The 17,571-nt window shown below is 44.3% G+C and carries 11 protein-coding genes; 8 read left to right on the plus strand and 3 right to left on the minus strand.

The window, feature by feature from the left end:
- Positions 1–21 precede the first annotated feature (21 nt).
- The 6 genes from ACO067_RS12150 to ACO067_RS12175 all read left to right on the plus strand — a co-directional run bounded on the left by ACO067_RS12150 (position 22) and on the right by ACO067_RS12175 (position 12,445).
- On the plus strand, positions 22–4,899 hold the full coding sequence (locus ACO067_RS12150) for a hypothetical protein (protein WP_421874468.1): 4,878 nt from the start codon (positions 22–24) through the stop codon (positions 4,897–4,899).
- Positions 4,900–4,932: 33 nt separating this feature from the next.
- Complete coding sequence (locus ACO067_RS12155; RefSeq protein ID WP_421874470.1) at positions 4,933–6,297, plus strand: dipeptidase; 1,365 nt, start codon at positions 4,933–4,935, stop codon at positions 6,295–6,297.
- A gap of 25 nt (positions 6,298–6,322) precedes the next feature.
- A complete protein-coding gene (locus tag ACO067_RS12160) occupies positions 6,323–8,308 on the plus strand; it encodes a protein-disulfide reductase DsbD family protein (RefSeq protein WP_421874472.1) in 1,986 nt (661 codons plus the stop codon).
- A gap of 12 nt (positions 8,309–8,320) precedes the next feature.
- Positions 8,321–9,628 (plus strand): peptidoglycan DD-metalloendopeptidase family protein, encoded by a 1,308-nt coding sequence (locus tag ACO067_RS12165; protein ID WP_421874474.1) that lies wholly within the window; start codon positions 8,321–8,323, stop codon positions 9,626–9,628.
- A 70-nt stretch (positions 9,629–9,698) separates the two neighbouring features.
- Positions 9,699–10,379 carry an OmpA family protein gene (locus ACO067_RS12170; protein WP_421874476.1) on the plus strand — a complete coding sequence of 227 codons (681 nt, stop codon included), beginning with the start codon at positions 9,699–9,701 and terminating at the stop codon, positions 10,377–10,379.
- An 8-nt stretch (positions 10,380–10,387) separates the two neighbouring features.
- Complete coding sequence (locus ACO067_RS12175; protein ID WP_421874478.1) at positions 10,388–12,445, plus strand: OmpA family protein; 2,058 nt, start codon at positions 10,388–10,390, stop codon at positions 12,443–12,445.
- A gap of 5 nt (positions 12,446–12,450) precedes the next feature.
- Here ACO067_RS12175 and ACO067_RS12180 read toward each other — a convergent pair whose 3' ends face one another.
- On the minus strand, positions 12,451–13,218 hold the full coding sequence (locus ACO067_RS12180; RefSeq protein WP_421874479.1) for a hypothetical protein: 768 nt from the start codon (positions 13,216–13,218) through the stop codon (positions 12,451–12,453).
- 86 nt (positions 13,219–13,304) lie between these two features.
- On the opposite strand from ACO067_RS12180, the gene ACO067_RS12185 reads away from it, so the two are divergent.
- Positions 13,305–14,714 (plus strand): aldehyde dehydrogenase family protein, encoded by a 1,410-nt coding sequence (locus ACO067_RS12185; RefSeq protein WP_421874482.1) that lies wholly within the window; start codon positions 13,305–13,307, stop codon positions 14,712–14,714.
- Between the two features lie 20 nt (positions 14,715–14,734).
- Positions 14,735–15,136 (plus strand): hypothetical protein, encoded by a 402-nt coding sequence (locus tag ACO067_RS12190; protein WP_421874484.1) that lies wholly within the window; start codon positions 14,735–14,737, stop codon positions 15,134–15,136.
- Between the two features lie 6 nt (positions 15,137–15,142).
- Here ACO067_RS12190 and ACO067_RS12195 read toward each other — a convergent pair whose 3' ends face one another.
- Together ACO067_RS12195 and ACO067_RS12200 are read right to left on the minus strand one after the other, a co-directional pair.
- On the minus strand, positions 15,143–16,675 hold the full coding sequence (locus ACO067_RS12195) for a cryptochrome/photolyase family protein (protein WP_421874486.1): 1,533 nt from the start codon (positions 16,673–16,675) through the stop codon (positions 15,143–15,145).
- Between the two features lie 32 nt (positions 16,676–16,707).
- Positions 16,708–17,409, minus strand: a complete 702-nt coding sequence (locus ACO067_RS12200; RefSeq protein ID WP_421874488.1) for a hypothetical protein — start codon at positions 17,407–17,409, stop codon at positions 16,708–16,710.
- Between the last annotated feature and the right edge of the window lie 162 nt (positions 17,410–17,571).

A 17,571-nucleotide genomic window follows, 5' to 3' on the forward strand; every position in this document is an offset into this window, starting at 1 on the left:
GAAGCATTTAGCTACATTTATATGATGAAGCGAATTTGTGTGTTGACCATATTCCTGTTGGCACTGGGCTGGAGTCTAAGTGCCCAACGATCCTTTTCTGAGGACAAACAAGAATTTTTTGGTCAGGTGATGTCCAAACTGAATTCCTATGGTACAGAATCTGCCAGAAAAGTGGCCTATGATTTTAATAATGCCTGGACTGGAAAATTTACCTCTGCTCAGCAAGACCTGATACACAAGATTGCATTAAAAATGCAACGCAAGGGATATTCATTCAACCCTCATTTCCGATATTACTTTAGCTATCTGGCCTTTGCCGATGCACAGGCACACCTGACCAGTGATCAAGTCACTGAAGTGCTCAACATCAATGAGCAAATGGTACAGACACTCGAAGGAGAAGACTATACCAACTATTTGTTGAGCATGAATATCTATATGGCTCGTCGTTACCTTACATTAACGAAAAACCTCACCATAGCTACTGACAATGGATCCTATCAATTCAAACTTCTGGATGACTATGTCCCGGTAGAAGAAGACCCTGTGGAATCGTATATTGAATCCATCCCTGAGCCAGAACCTGAGCCCGAGATTGTGGAGGAAGAAAGCAATGATGATTGGGGTAGTGAAGACGGCTGGGGTGACGACTGGGGAAGCGATGACGGCTGGGGCGATGATTGGGGGAACTCCAATGATACCTATCAGGACAATTGGGTACAGGATGATAAGTCCTGGGATTTTGATCAGTCGGGAGAGGTCATCAAACAAGAACCACAAACCGAACAGCGTCAGTTTGTTTCTGCTGTTGCGCAGGATTACGTTTCCAATCTTCGAGCCCGATACAGACACCCAGTTCTGGAAGGTCCGGTCATTCAGATGGAAAACAATAGCATGCAGATCATCACAAACTATGATTCCTTTAATATCAAAGAGACTGACGGATCCTTTTTGATGAAGAGACGTGTTTATGCCGGCGAGAATGCCGTGATCAACTGGCCAGCACAAAATAAAAACTTTGCTGGTGCAGTGGTTAACCTAAAGCAATTCTACATTCTGGCAGATCACTACGGTTTTTGGACTCCATATGCCACCATTAAGCTCCCTTCATTATTTTCTGGAAGTGTGGAGGGCTATTTTGAGTTTAAAAGTGTGCGGAGACCATCTGGAGAGCTGAGCAACTATCCCATATTCAGGTCTAACAATGCAGATGTGGATCTCAAAATGCCAGGGAATAAAATAAAATATCGGGGTGGAATCGAGATGCGTGGAAATGAACTGTTTGGTGCAGCAGTTTCACAGCAACCTGGTCGGCTTACTTTCCTGGATGGGAAGGGAAATAAGGCCGTTTTTAAAGCAGAACGTTTTGAGTTTCACGGAGACAGCAGCATCTATGCCTCCAATGCGGCGGTGGTCATTCACAACCGAAATGACTCTACCTACCACCCGTCGGTGGAGCTATATTACAACCCTGAAAAAAATGAAGTGGTAGCCATTCGTACCAAAGAATACAATGTCACTCCTTTTTTCAGTACCTACTTTGATGTAAACATTAATGCACAAGCCATAAAATGGAGACTGGATGATGGTGAAATTGAATTCAACATCATGAACGGAAAGGAATTAATTGCCGCTACTGTGGAGTCCAAGGACTACTTTAACCAGGCACGGTTCAGTAAAATAGGCGTTGGGTTTTCCTTTCACCCTGTCATCACCAGTGTATATTATGCCAATAAGTTTGGAACCAGGGAGTTTGTAGATCAGGAGATAGCGGACTATTTCAAGACCGATATCAATCAGGTCAAAGGAGCGATGCGAGCCCTGGAGCGATATGGCTTTGCCAAATACAATCATGAAACCGGTCTTGTCACATTGAATGATAAAGCCTACCTCTACCATGATGCATCTTCCAATGAGGTGGATTTTGATAACTTAATGATTCCTTCACTTACACCAGACAGACCTAACATGATCTGGTTGTTGGATTCTTCTGAAATGCAGATTAATGGTGTTGACCGATTTTTCTTTACCTCAGACTTTAAAGTGTATGCCGAACCAGATAGCGGTATTGTATATCTCCAGGGCAGGAGAAATATTCGCTTTAATGGGATGGTCAATGCAGGAGAATTTCAATATAGAGGGCAAGATCACCTCTTTGACTATGACGCCTTTTTAGTAAACATGCCCACCATTGATTCGATCAGGATCCAAATCAACACCCCAGATTCACTTTTAGCAGAAGGGGCGGACCCCAAGAGTTCATTGTCCAATCACCTCAATGGTACCTCCGGCACTCTTTACCTGGATTACCCGGATAATAAGTCCGGTGTTCAAGATTCTCCACAGTATCCAGACTTTGTTTCTGAGTCAGAGGCGGTGGTCTATTTTGATGGTCCTGAGGTGTTGAATGGAGCTTATGACAAATCAGTGAAGTTTATTATCCCACCATTTGACACTGATAGTCTGGAAAGCGAGTCGGCTATCTCATTTGATGGTACGTTCAACTCCGGAGGTATATTCCCAACTTTCTATGAAACACTGAAACTGCAACCAGATCAATCGTTGGGCTTCACTCACCAGATCCCACCTACTGGATACAATCTGTATGGCACTGAGGCTCGCACCTATGAAAAAATCAGACTCAGCAACCAGGGGATACGTGGAGGAGGTAAAATCGACTTCATTACGTCCACCATTTATTCAGAAGATTTTGTGTACTATCCAGACTCAGTTGCTTCCTATGGAAAAGGCGGAGTAATCAAGCCTGGCGAAGTAAATGGGGCCAGTTATCCTGAAGCGGTACTTGGACCCTATCGAATGCACTGGGAACCGCGTATCGATAGCATGAACCTGAGAAACCTCAGATCACCCTTTAAGTTTTACAACGCCACCGCAACTCTGGATGGCGCAGTGAACATTACCTCCAGGGGTGTTTATGGAATAGGAACCATGCTCACTAGAGGATCCCGATCAGTGTCTGATGAGCTCACGTTTAAGCAGTTCTCCTACAGTGCCCGCCATGCAGACTTTGAAGTTTTGACTGATAACCCACAAAAACCCGCAATGGCAGGAGATGACATCAGTTTGAATTTTGATCTAAATGATAACACCGCAGTAATCCAACCTGAAAAGCAAGGAGTAGCTGCAATCTCATTTCCATATGCCCAGATGAAGACTTCCATCACACGGGCTGTTTGGGATCTGGAAGACTCGGTAGTTACTATGACCAAGCCCAGGAACGTGCCGATTGAGAATTCCTATTTTTATACCACAAGAAAAGAGCTCGATTCACTTGCGTTTAATGCGGAGCAAGCGACTTATGACCTCAACACCAAAGAGCTGAACATTACGGGGATTCCTTACATCATCGTGGCGGACGCCAAGATAATTCCGGAGGATAATCAAACGACCATTCTGGAGAATTCCGAATTGCAATCATTCAACAACGCAGAAGTCATAATAGATACGCTCAACGAATACCACTATCTGTACAATGGCGAAATCAAAATCCTCTCGAGAAATGCATTTATCGGTACGGCGCTTTACCAGCTGATAACCGGAGAGGACACCTTCGCCATTAAATTTGATCGGTTCGTGCTGGAGGATGTATTTGTGGATGAAAAGCCAAAGAGAATGACCGTTTCTGGTGGAGAAGTATTGGCTAAGCAAAATCTGAAAATTGCACCAGGGTTCTACTACAAGGGCGAAGTGAAAATGTTTGCCTACAAAGAAGCCCTGGAATTGAACGGGGCAGTAAAGTTAACACTCAATGATCCAAGCTATGACCGCTGGGTACTCTATGACCGCAAGGATAATAATCCGGAAGTAAGCATAAACTTTGACAATGCTCTGTTTGATGATGAAGAGCCTGCCAATGCCGGGTTGTTTTTTGATCTTCGTGGCAGTGTTTACACCAGTTTTGTGGACAAAAAGAAAAACGAGTCGGATGAGACATTTTTTAAAGCCAGTGGAGTACTGGAATACGATACTGCCTCATTGAGCTATAGAATCGAGAAACCATCCAAGACATTTGGTGAAAGCTATGATGGTCACTCCATGATCTATAATGACAGCACTAAGAACATCATCTTTGAGGGGCCGGTGAGTTTCTTTAACCCTTATGCTCAGGAGGTCACAGTCACCGCTTCAGTCTTAGGCACTGGAAATACTGCTGAAAACACCTATGACATTGATGCTTTTCTTGGCATCAATTTCAAAAACTCAGATAGTTTTATGAAACTGATGGCTGCTGACCTGACAGATATTGTGGAGCGGCTTGGGCCTCCTCTGGCCAACGACATTTCTCTGCCTCTTCTTTACAAACTGGCCAACCTCAGTTCTGATAAGCAGGCCAGAGGTTATGAAACGGCAAGTCTCAAAGACTACAAGCCACTCTATACAGTCTCCGAAAACCTGGTGAAGTCATTGGTAGTTTCTGGAGTGAAGATGAAATGGTCGCAGGCCAATGCCTCCTGGTACAATACGACCAAACTGGCTTTGTCTAATATTTATGAAACAGACATCAACGCTAAACTTGATGGCTTTATAGAAATCAAAAAGGATAAATCGAATAATGATGTTCTGAATCTATTCATCACACCAGCACCCGGTACCTGGTACTTCATCAGCTATGCTAGCAACACCCTGTTGATGTATTCTTCCAACAGTGCCTTTAACGATGCGGTTGCAGGTGCGTCTAATTATGGCAAGGCCAAACCTGATGAGCTGGTATTAGTGCTTGGTGATGAATCGGAAACCCTCACCTTTATCAACAACTTCCGTGAGACCTATTTCGGCATCACCGAACCATATGATCTGGTCTCTCCAGATGATATTAGTTTAGAAGACGAAGAGTTCGAGACCATTCAAGAAGATGATGACGATGGGTTCGGGTTCTGATCCAATCGGTATATTTGCCGAAAAAAACACCTCATGGACCCAATCCAACACTTCGAAGCAAATAAGGAAAACTATCTCAACGAATTATTAGACCTTCTAAGAATTCCGTCTGTCAGTGCCGACTCCAAATTCAAAGGCGATGTGCGAAAGGCAGCAGAGTTTGTAAAAGTCAAATTAGAAGCTGCCGGAGCCACAGCAGAGTTAGTAGAAACTCCCGGTCACCCGATAATCTATGCTGAAAAGATCGTTGACCCGGCTTTGCCTACTGTTTTGGTATATGGTCATTATGACGTGCAACCGGCCGATCCTTATGAGCTGTGGGACTCACCACCCTTCGAGCCGGTGATCAAAAACGAACGAATTTATGCCCGAGGTGCCTGTGATGACAAAGGCCAGATGTACATGCACATCAAGGCGTTTGAGTCATTAATGCAGACGGATTCATTATCATGCAACGCCAAATTCATGATAGAAGGAGAGGAAGAAGTGGGTTCTTCTCATTTGGAAGATTTTGTTAAAAACAATAAGGAAAAGTTAAAAGCGGATGTCATATTGATCTCCGACACCTCGATCATTAGTAATGATACCCCTTCGATTACGGTAGGTTTAAGAGGTTTGAGCTATCTAGAGGTGGAAGTTACTGGTCCGAATAGAGACTTACACTCAGGGGTATACGGAGGAGCGGTGGCTAATCCGATCAATGTGCTGTGTGAAATGATCAATAGCCTTCAGGATGAAAACGGCAAAATCACCATTCCGGGATTTTATGACAAAGTGGAGGAACTCAGCCGTGATCAGCGTGATGAGATGGCTAAGGCGCCCTTTGACCTGGAGGAGTATAAGAAAGACCTGAAGATCGATGATGTCAAAGGAGAAGCAGGCTTCTCCACCATAGAGCGCACCGGAATCCGCCCATCATTGGATGTAAATGGTATCTGGGGCGGTTACATTGGCGAAGGAGCCAAAACAGTACTGCCTTCAAAAGCCCACGCAAAAATCTCCATGCGATTGGTGCCACACCAGGTGAGTGATGAGATCACCGAGTTGTTTGATAAACACTTCAAAGCAATAGCCCCAAAATCAGTGAAGGTAAAAGTGACACCACATCATGGAGGTGAACCAGCTGTGATTAGCACCGAATCTCCTGCTTACCAGGCGGCAAGTAAGGCTTTTGAGAAAGCTTGGGGAAAAACCCCAATACCTACACGAGAGGGTGGAAGTATCCCTATTGTGGCGCTTTTCCAGCAAGAGTTGGAGCTTGATCCAATATTAATGGGTTTCGGTTTGGACTCAGATGCGATCCATTCACCTAATGAAAGTTACGGTTTGTTCAACTTTTATAAGGGAATAGAAACGATTTGTCATTTTTATCAGTTTTTCTCAGAGTTAGAGCGATAAACTAAAATCACACAACCTTAGCTACATGCAGCGATTAGCAGGATTTATCCTTACCGTATGTCTATTTTTCACGGCCCACGCGCAGGTGCTGGAGCCAGCTAGCTGGAACGTAAGCCTGTCCAACAAAACACCTGAAGTTGGCGAGGAGGTCACGGTCACCTTTGATGTGAGAATTGATCCTAATTGGTACTTGTATTCGACAGATTTCGACCCGGATCTTGGACCGATGGTTACTGAGTTTGAGTTCACCCCGCACGAGAGCTTCGAGCTAGTAGGAGAGGTTGTTCCTGTTAACCCTAAGAGGAAGTATGATTCTCTCTGGGAAGGCGAAGTGAGCATTTTTTATGAAAAGGCACAGTTCAAACAGAAGGTTAGGATTCTTGATCCGAGCTATCAAATAAATGGAACGTATAGTTATCAGGTTTGTACGGATGTGGATGGAAAGTGCATTCCATTTGACGATGACTTCTCCATTCAAGCTCAGAAAACCAAGAAGAAGTCTCCAACGACGGACTCTTCTACTGGTGACCAGGGCCTCCTGAACCAGCGCGATTCTAATGATCCGTATTCATTGTTGTCATTTATGCTAGTGGCTTTCCTTGCCGGATTAGCTGCTTTGCTTACTCCATGTGTTTTCCCAATGATTCCTATGACCGTGACTTTCTTCACTGGAAAGGACAATCACAAAAAAGGGAGATATGTAAATAGTCTGTTTTATGGTTTTTCGATTATCCTGATCTATTCGCTCATTGGGTTGGTACTGGCACCTTTTATGGGACCAGAGACGGCCAATGATTTGGCGACCGGTTGGATACCAAACCTGATTTTCTTCACGGTCTTTGTAGTATTTGCTCTGTCTTTCTTCGGGCTATTTGAGATTACTCTTCCCCACAAATGGGTCAATAGTGTGGACGCCATGGGAGATAAAGGTGGGTTAGTAGGCGTGTTTTTCATGGCGCTTACGCTGGTGTTAGTTTCTTTTTCGTGTACTGGCCCGATCGTCGGAAGTATATTGGTAGAATCAGCCGGTGGCCTGGCGTTGAAGCCCGTTTTAGGTATGATTGCTTTCTCAGCAGCTTTTGCCGTTCCGTTCACCTTGTTTGCTTTGTTTCCCAATTGGCTTAACTCCCTTCCAAAATCCGGCGGTTGGCTCAATTCAGTGAAAGTTGTTCTTGGCTTTATCGAGTTGGCTCTGGCATTCAAGTTTTTGAGTATTGCTGATCAGGCTTACCATTGGAGGATTTTGGATCGAGAGATTTACCTGGCTATTTGGATTGTTATTTTCACTTTCCTGGGTTTGTACTTGTTGGGAAAAATCAAGCTGTCTGGTGATAGTGACACCAACAAAGTTTCGGTCACGCGCATGGTGCTGTCCATGCTCACTTTCACATTCGTTATTTATCTGGTCCCAGGGTTATTTGGTGCCCCGCTCAAGGCCCTGGCTGGTTACTTACCTCCCATGTCTACCCATGACTTTAGTCTAGTAGATGCGATCAGAAGTTCTGGTGGTTCACCAGCTCAGCCTGTGAATGAGCAATGCGAAGAACCCCTCTACGACGATTTTCTACATTGGCCACATGGCCTTCAGGGCTACTTTGATTATGAACAAGCACTTGCTTGTGCCAAGGCGACCAATAAACCAGTTTTCATAGACTTTACTGGTCACGGCTGTGTTAACTGTCGGGAAATGGAGGCCAGAGTTTGGTCTGACCCACAGGTTTTAGAGCTATTGAGAAGAGACTTTGTGCTTCTAGCATTGTATGTGGATGATAAAACAGAGCTCCCAGAAAGCAAGTGGTATACCTCCTCATATGACGATAAGGTGAAAAAAACAATAGGTAAGCAGAATGCAGATTTCCAGATCGCTAGATACAACAACAATGCCCAGCCTTTTTATGTAATTGTGAGCCCTGAGGGCGACCTTTTAACGAAACCTACCGCTTATGACTTAAATGTTGATAACTTTGTGTCGTTTTTGAAGAAAGGTAAATCGGCCTTGAAGAAGAGATAGTGTATTATTGATATGTGGAAAAAGGGAATTTTTATCATCTTGATTGGAGCGGCAATAGCTGCTGCGTATTTCTTTACACAAAAATCCAGACTTGCTAGCGAACGCGAGTTGGCCATACAGGACAGTTTAGCGGCTTTGGCTGCCATTCCAGAGCCAACGTTGCTATACGGAATTCCTATCGATTCTTTTGATGTATATGAGGGAAAGGTAAAATGGGGACAGAGTTTGTCCAATATTCTCTCAGAATTTGACGTCTCGAATGAAGACATCTACGAGCTGGCCAATAAAGCTAAAGGCGTGTTTGATGTCAGACTACTAAAGGCAGGCTATCCATTTACGATTATACATGAGCGTGATTCCAGCAAGAAAGCACGTCAGATGATTTTTGAGCCAGATCCTACGCAGTTTGTAGTGTTCAACCTGGCAGACACCATATTTGCTGAAAACGTCAAAAGAGAAGTCATCACAGAAGAAAAAACCTTCGTAGCAACAATTGAAGAAGGTTCAAGCGTGAGCCAGACCATCGCCGATGCAGGAGGCAGTATACTATTGGAAAACAGAATAGTTGAAATATTCGCATGGCAGGTCAGTTTCGTTCATATTCAGGTGGGTGATGAATTTAAAGTCATCTATGAGGAACAGCGAGTTGGAGATAAAGTAGTTGGTATTGGTGAAATCACCGGCGCTTACTTTAAACATTGGGGAAAGGAGTATTATGCAGTTCACTATGAACAAGGTGGAGATTCAGACTACTTTGATGAGGATGGCAACAGCCTCCGCAAAACCTTCCTGAAAGACCCACTTTCTTACAAAAGAATAAGCTCTAGTTACAGCCCCAGGAGGTTTCACCCAGTGCAAAAAAGATACAAGGCACACTTAGGCACAGATTACGCAGCTAATCCGGGAACTCCCATCTGGTCAGTGGGTGAAGGAGTGGTGTTAGAAGCTACCTACGGTAAGTACAATGGAAACTATGTGAAAATCAGGCACAATAGCAATTACACCACCCAGTACTTACACATGCAGAGCATCAAGCGCGGCATTCGTCCGGGCACTACCGTAGAACAAGGCCAGGTGATCGGTTATGTAGGCAGCACTGGTTTGGCGACTGGACCTCACCTTTGTTTTAGATTTTGGAAGAACGGAAGACAAGTTGATTCTCAGCGTGTGGAGCTGCCACCTTCGGAGCCAATCGACCCATCCAAGCTTAATGACTACCTCCACACTAAAAATGTGGTGATGAACAAACTGATGCATTTGGAGTCCAAACAACCTGAAAAGAAAGCAGTATTGGCGCAAATTCCTCTAAACCAGCATTAAAGACCCAACTACTAATTTTATTTATTAGCATATTTTCCGTTAATTTGGCCTTGTCACCAAAATTTACGGAATGCCTAAGATTGCGTTAACCTTCAGCCTAGCATTATTTACATTATTATGTTTTGGTCAGGCATCAGATCAGTACGTTCGTGTATATGGTCAAATACTCAGTGCCAAAGACTCTTCCGCAGTAGCGGCTGCTTCCATGCTGTATGAAAAGCTGCCATACTATGACGATATGGGGATGAATAAGAGTACAGCCGAAGGAGCCTTCGAACTCTACTTACTAAACGGTACAGATTATAATTTCAAACTAACTAAGTCTGGATACGAAGAACTGACCAAGCAGATAACCGTTGGCAATGACGAGATGCAGATGGATCTCTATCTCAAACCAGACGAAGAGCTGGAGCTAATGACCATCGAAAACTTAATTTTCTCACGAGGAAGTGATCGCATTTCTGAAAGCTCCTATTCCAGTCTGGACGAGCTAGTGGCTTATTTAGATGAACGACCCAACATGGTCATACAACTCGAAGGACATACGGATTTTGCTGGGAATGCTGAAGCCAACATGGCTCTTTCACAAGCTAGGGTAGAAGCCGTCAAAGAATATTTGGTGGATAAAGGAATAAAAAAGAATAGAGTTTTTACCAAAGCTTTTGGTGGGACCGACCCACTCACAACTGAGCGGACGGATGAGGCCAAGACCAGAAACAGACGAGTAGAAGTTAGGGTACTCAGAAGATAATCGAAACTATGAAAAAGACATTAGCCCTTTCGTTGCTAGCAATTGCTTCGTTTTTCACGATTAATGCACAAGAAACCATCGTTTGGGGTACAGACGTGGTTGACGTTTCCAGTGAATATTCACCTCTGGAATATTCTGCTATTCAGGCATTACATAAGCCAAACGTATTACCGGCAGGAGGAGACAATCCGAATGCATGGCGACCAAAAACGGAAAGTAATCAGGATTTCATAATGGTCTCTTTTGACAAGCCCATAAAAGCTCGTCAGGTAGCCATTGCAGAGTCTGAAAATCCAGGAGCAGTTACCAAAGTATTCGCTTATGATAGCGAGTACAACGAGTATTTACTGTTCGAACTTACAGCCAGACCAATCCCATTAGAGAGTAGATTGCTCAACTTGTTTTTCGACCCAACACCCTATGATATATATGCCATCAGGGTGGAAATAGACGGAGATGCAGTGCCTGGCTACAATGCTATTGATGCCATTGGAGTGTCAGCATCTAACCTTCCCATTACTGTGCTGATCAATCTGGTGCCAGGTTTAGCTCAAAATGTGGAAGCGGAAAAACTCGGTGCAAACGTCAACAGTCAGTATATTGAACACAGCCCGATCATTTCACCAGATGGTAAGCGACTCTATTTCAGTAGAAGGTATCACCCGGGCAACGTCGGTGGTGCAGATGATGTGGAGGATATATGGTACTCGGAGCTGGATGAAGAAACTGGCGAATGGCTACCAGCTAAAAACGCCGGCCCACCATTAAATACAGCAGGACCAAATTTTATAAGTTCCATAACCATGGTAGACGGAAAGGAAACCTTGGTTCTGGGTAACCGATATGGTAAACAAGGTAGAATGTATTCCGGTGTGTCCATGACCACTCGTAAAGGGGATAAATTTGATGATCCTGAATCTGTAGAGGTATCCAACGACTACAACTATGCTCCTAAAGTGGATTACTTCATGGGTAACTCCGGAGAGCTAATGGTAATCTCTGCCGAACGCGATGACTCCTATGGAGGGAGAGATCTATATGTGAGCTTTAAAGAAGGCAAAACATGGTCCGAGCCAAAAAACCTTGGAAATGAGGTAAACACCGCAGCAGATGACTACTCACCTTTTTTAGGAATGGATAGCAAGACCTTGTACTATTCCACAAGTGGAATCAGCGGATATGGAGGCTCAGATATTTATGTAGCTATACGGCTTGACAACACATGGGAGCGCTGGTCTGCACCAGAGAACCTGGGAGCAAGTGTTAACTCTGAAGCTGATGATCAGTATTTCAGCATTCCATCCTCCGGTAGACATATCTACTTCTCACGAGGAGATGTGGATGAAAACACGGATATATTCAGTTTCAAGGCCAATGAGCTTTTTGTAGATAAGACCAGTAAGTTAATGTCATCGGTAGGGCATCTGGCTATAGGACCTGAAGACTACATCGTTACGGTGAAGGGAAAAGTAATAGAAACCACGAGCAAGCAACCAATGGCTGGCGTACCGGTCATTGTGGAGAGGCTTCCTGATGGTGTAGCAATGGGTGAAACAGAAACCGCAGCGGATGGCAGCTATGAGATGAGTATTCGTGGTGGAGCCCGGTATGGCTTGCACGCCGAGAAGAAAGGATACCTCAGTACGGATGAGAACATTGACTTGAATACTTTAGCTGCCAATGAGACACGAGAGTTGGATCTGCAGCTATCTAAAATTGAAACTGGTGTAACTATCGTTCTAAACAACATTTTCTTTGATTTTGATAAGTCAGTGCTCAAGACCGCTTCATATCCTGAGCTTAATCGCTTACTCGAATACCTCGAAAACAAGGACATTAAGAGAATAGAAATAAGTGGGCACACGGATAATGTAGGAAACGATGCCTACAACCAAAAGCTGTCTGAACGAAGAGCCAAAGCAGTCTACAATTTCTTCCGCGAAAACGGTATTGATTCCGATCGCTTGGTATCCAAAGGCTATGGTGAGAGCAAACCAGTCGTGAAAAATGACACAGATGCTAATCGGGCCAAGAACAGAAGGGTTGAATTTAAGGTGTTGGAGTAGGTGAACTAGTTGCTGGTAACCAGCATAGCCTGGGTTTTAAAAATGCGTTGCATTTCTTTGATTCGCTTGCTTGGGTACAGATAGTTGGCTTTTTCTATATTGGTGTAGGCCTCCTTGTAATCACCTTGATTAAACAGATCTATACCCATATTATAGTATTGTAAACCTGCCAGGTCCTTAAAAGAAATCTCATTTGAAACAGCTTCAAGGTTATCGGTGATTCCTTCCAGTTGGCTAAACTGTTCGATCTGCGCTGCTATCTCTTTTTCATCGGTAATGAATCCATTGATCGCATCGGTTGGTTCGATAAGGACCCGGGAGTCCTCAAACTGAGCAATGAGGAATACATGGTAGTTGAATTCGTAGATTTGGTGAGGGATATCCATTTCACGAAGAATAGCCGCATAAAAAGCTGTGCCTGTTAGGCAGTCGTACTTCCCGGATTCGAAAAGATCTGAAAACAATACCTCGTTATTGTACCAGCTTAGTTTTTTGCGATGACTGTAATAGAAGACCGACTGTAGTACCATTTTGGGATGGAGCTTGTCAGTCTTTTTGTGCAGCTTCTCCAGGTGAATCTGAAAGTCCGCCAGATACTCATTATATTTAGTTGCATCAACTACCGGGTCGGCTGCAAGCATGATCTGTAATGGGTCGGCATTTGCAAAAGCCTGCTGTTCAAATGTAGAATGAAATAGACTTGCACTCAGTTTTTCCTGGGCTGAGGAAGCCAGGGAGATGATTAAAAGAGCTATGGTGAGTCTGATTTTCACGAACGTTTGAAAGGATGTGTGTTCTAATATTACGCTAAAGTTAACAAATTGTTAACATACGAACTAATTATTAACATTGCCCAATCATGTCAGAGCCTCTGATTTCGACAAACATTGACTTTTCTGCTTTGTATGAGCAGCATTCAAGGACTGCTGTGAAGCTGAAAAAACAGCCAATAATAGCCAGAAAGGCAAAATTGAAAGCGCTTAAGCGATGGCTACTGAATCATCAGGATGAAATTCGAGCAGCAGAATACCTCGATCTGAAGAAACCCCAAGATGAAGTTAATGTTACGGAATTGTATCCTGTGTTAACAGAAGTAGGTCATGCCATCGCCAAAATTCATCAATGGACCAGGCCGGATTCAGTAGGCGGCAGTTTGACTTTTCTGGGTACCGCAGCGTATATTCATTATGAGCCCAAAGGCGCTTCGCTAATCATTTCTCCCTGGAATTATCCGTTGCTCCTGGCAGTGGGTCCTCTGATATCAGCAGTGGCTGCAGGGAATACGGTAGTCCTGAAGCCGTCTGAGTTTACTCCTGCCACCAATAAGGTGATCAGTCAGATGGTTCGGGAGGTCTTTACTCAGGATGAGGTACTACTTATAGAGGGAGAAGCCGATGTGGCTGCTAGTTTACTAAAACTTCCTTTTGATCATATTTTCTTTACAGGGAGTCCACAGGTAGGCAAAATAGTGATGGCTGCTGCTGCCCAAAACCTGACCTCTGTTACACTTGAGCTTGGAGGAAAATCTCCAACCATCATAGATCAAACAGCTAGTCTGAAAGATGCCGCAGGAAAAGTGGCCTGGGCCAAATGGACAAATGCTGGTCAGACTTGCGTAGCACCTGATTATCTGTTTGTTCATGAAAAAGTGGCACAGCGATTTATAGGGGAGCTAAAGAAAGCAGCTGATAAGATGTACGCTGAGAAGAAAGACTACACATCTATTATTAATGTGAAGCACTACGAACGACTGAGTGACACTTTAGCCGATGCCCTTGAGAAAGGAGCTAACCTGCTGATGGAAGGTAGTAATTCCCCAGAAGAACTCAGTATAGGACCCATTATCCTGGGGAATGTGAATGACGACATGCGCATCATGCAGGAAGAAATATTCGGCCCTGTGCTGCCCATCATAATCTATCAGGACCTGGATCAGGTCATTGACTACATCAACCAGCGACCAAAGCCTCTCGCACTCTATCTTTATAGTAAAAGCTCCCCTCATAAAAAACGCATATTAAACGAAACCAGCTCTGGTTCTTTAGTCTTCAATGACAGTGTCGTTCAGTTTGGGCATCCCCAATTGCAAATGGGAGGTGTCAATAACAGTGGAATTGGTAAAGCGCATGGACATGCAGGATTCCTCGAATTCACCCACCAAAAGTCCGTAATGAGGCAAATGGTTGGTTTCACGATCGCCTCAACAGTTCGGCCTCCGTACTCTAACTTAAAAAAGAAGCTTATTCAGTTGATGCTTAAGTACTTCTAGCGTGTTATTTTCGCATTGCTATGAAACAGATACTACCTTTTCTTTTTTTCGCAGCCCTAATGTATGCATGTTCCTCTGGCAACAGTGAGCAACCTGCTGGCTGGGATGGTGCGTGGAAAGCCACCTGGGAAACTGACCCAGCCTCATTTGAAGGGATAGATGGGATCACAGATTTTACTATGAACGGACAGTTCACCTTTGAGGACGATCGTTTGAATATCAAGGCCTATGGTTTTGAAGGGTGCGTTTTCAGCCAGGACACCCTGGATCATTCCTTGTCATGGACTGTAAGCAATGACTCACTAATCACCCGAAACGATGAGGAGACACCAGGTATGGTGTTTTTGATCAAGGAGAAACTGGACAGTAAGGTGCGCTTGCAGCTGATGGAAGACATTTTTCTGACACTGGAGAAAAAATAGAGAGAATCACAGATCATCCAGATGGTCTAAATAGTTTGAGGCTTGCTGTAAGATGGCCTCTTTCGTCTCATGGTCCATTTTGTCCCAGGTCCTGTATATCATCCCTATTCGCGGGTTCTTTTCTAACTGCTCACGGTGACGGTCATAGAAATTCCAGTAGAGTGAATTGAAGGGACAAGCTTTTTCACCTACCTTTTTGGACTGGCTGTAGTGACAAGACTTGCAGTAGTCACTCATTTTGTGGATGTAGTTGGAGGAGGAGACGTAGGGCTTTGTGCCGACAATACCACCATCTGCAAACTGGCTCATACCTCTGGTGTTAGTGATTTCCACCCACTCAATCGCATCGATGTAAATGCCCAAATACCACTGATCCACTTCGTTTGGATCTGTACCGGCCAATAGGGCAAAATTACCAGTGATCATCAGCCGCTGGATGTGGTGGGCATAAGCATGATCCAGAGATTGACCGATGGCATGGTGAAGACAGTTCATTTTGGTGTTGCCATCCCAATACCAGGAAGGTAATTTGTTTGTATGATCCAGAGAGTTGAGTTCTGCATAATCGGGCATTTTTGCCCAGTAAATACCCCGCATGTATTCACGCCAGCCAATGATCTGACGCACAAATCCCTCTACCGACGAAATGTCTATTTCCTGTTCATACTGATGCCAGTGATCTACCACTCTGTCCACCACTTCTTTTGGTGAGATAAGCTTTACATTCATAGCAAAGGATAGAAGCGAATGGAACCCAAAAGGGGTGCGGCTGGTCATAGCGTCCTGGTAGTCGCCGAAGCTCTTCAAAAACCGCTTACAAAATAAGTCAAGATCTGCCAACGCCTCTCGTCTGGTAATGGGCCATTGAAAGTTGGAAGGATTCATGCTACCAATGGTTTTCACTCCAGCTTGTTCGATCAAGTCAGCCAACTCAGAGACGTCATGATTTCGTGAGCTTCGCTGAGGGATGTCTACATGCTCAGGTAACTTTTTTCGATTGGACTTATCATAGTTCCATTGACCGCTGACGGGTTCTTTTCCCTCCATCATGACATCATGTTTTTTGCGCATGTGCCGATAGAAGGACTCCATCAGATACGTTTTCTTGCCCTTAAAAAAGTCACCGAGTTCTTCGCGGGTTGTGTAGAAATGCTCTGAATCCACAGCCTTCCATTGAATATCTAGCGTCTGGCAAAATTCGCGCAGTTGTTCGTCCAGACGGTATTCGTCAGGTAGTTGGTATTCAAATAGATTGATTTGATGCGCTTTTATCAACTTATCCAGGTTGTCTGGGATGGATTGCTCATTGGCAGCATCGTCCAGAGTGAAGTAATGCACTTGATGCCCCTGATCACGGAGTTCTTCGCAGAAGTTTCTCATCGCTGCGAAAATCCCCACGACCTTTTGAATATGATGTGGAACATAATCTGTTTCCTGTCGGACTTCCATCAATACATAGTGTATATCAGGATTTTTGGAATCAAACCAACTGTGTTGGTGATTGAGTTGGTCACCGAGGATTAAGCGCAAAACCTTCATAGGTTGCTAAACCTATGATGAACAAAAGAGTTTTACAGGTCCTGGATGGGATAATCAATCTGCACGACCGACAGGGAGTCTAATGATCGCAGCCAGTCATGATAGACGTACGACGCACTATTTCCAAAGGTCTCTTGAAAGTTTTTGGTTTGCCAGAGGGTGAACATTGCGTCTTTGCCAAAGTTTTCGCTCAGGTACTTCACAAAGCTTCCCGCCTGGGGGTAGGAATACAATGAATTGGCTGAATGGAATGATGTGTTGTCCATCAGAGTCTCCAGGGGATATAGGCGGTTTTGTTGCTTCAGATACGCGGCAAGATCATGCAAATTGTGGCCCCACCACTGATTGTCACAGTGGATGGCCATGCCTTCCTCAATCCAGGCAGCACTCTTACCCCAAAAGTTCTCCGAAAGAAGATGAAATAGTTCATGACTGGTTTGGATTACTCCTACTACCTCTACCACCAAGTGTTGCCTGGGGAATGCCATGCCACTAGATTTCTTCTTGATTAGCTGATGCATATGATCAGCGTCCTTTACTACCAACACGGTGACTGACTCTTCGAAAGCACTCGGTGCTACATAAGTTAAGGCTATTTCATAAGCAAGAGTTATTGTTTCCAGGCTTTCACTAGTGTCAATTGATGCTAGGGATTGCTGGTGCAGGTAGACCTTCAGGTTCTCGTGGTTGCTTTGCAAAATCCAATCCGTCTTATTGGAACGCACGGTTCTCATTAATCGCGGGATGGGGCCACAACTGCTTAGAATCACGAAAACCAAGAGGATACATCTCATAAGACGAAGTTGGTCATACAATTTAGTACTATTCCAGATGAAGATAGTTCTGGGGTCTGTTTCACTATCCATATATTTGAACCCCAATAAAAACAATCCATC

Origin of the sequence: Marinoscillum sp. (assembly GCF_965229915.1) — a bacterium.
GTDB lineage: Bacteria > Bacteroidota > Bacteroidia > Cytophagales > Cyclobacteriaceae > Marinoscillum.

Excerpts from the sequence above, each read along its gene's own strand:
- ACO067_RS12150 (WP_421874468.1), top strand. The coding sequence starts at position 22 with ATGATGAAGCGAATTTGTGTGTTGACCATATTCCTGTTGGCACTGGGC.
- ACO067_RS12155 (WP_421874470.1), top strand. The coding sequence starts at position 4,933 with ATGGACCCAATCCAACACTTCGAAGCAAATAAGGAAAACTATCTCAAC.
- ACO067_RS12160 (WP_421874472.1), top strand. The coding sequence starts at position 6,323 with ATGCAGCGATTAGCAGGATTTATCCTTACCGTATGTCTATTTTTCACG.
- ACO067_RS12165 (WP_421874474.1), top strand. The coding sequence starts at position 8,321 with ATGTGGAAAAAGGGAATTTTTATCATCTTGATTGGAGCGGCAATAGCT.
- ACO067_RS12170 (WP_421874476.1), top strand. The coding sequence starts at position 9,699 with ATGCCTAAGATTGCGTTAACCTTCAGCCTAGCATTATTTACATTATTA.
- ACO067_RS12175 (WP_421874478.1), top strand. The coding sequence starts at position 10,388 with ATGAAAAAGACATTAGCCCTTTCGTTGCTAGCAATTGCTTCGTTTTTC.
- ACO067_RS12185 (WP_421874482.1), top strand. The coding sequence starts at position 13,305 with ATGTCAGAGCCTCTGATTTCGACAAACATTGACTTTTCTGCTTTGTAT.
- ACO067_RS12190 (WP_421874484.1), top strand. The coding sequence starts at position 14,735 with ATGAAACAGATACTACCTTTTCTTTTTTTCGCAGCCCTAATGTATGCA.
- ACO067_RS12195 (WP_421874486.1), bottom strand. The coding sequence starts at position 16,675 with ATGAAGGTTTTGCGCTTAATCCTCGGTGACCAACTCAATCACCAACAC.
- ACO067_RS12200 (WP_421874488.1), bottom strand. The coding sequence starts at position 17,409 with ATGAGAACCGTGCGTTCCAATAAGACGGATTGGATTTTGCAAAGCAAC.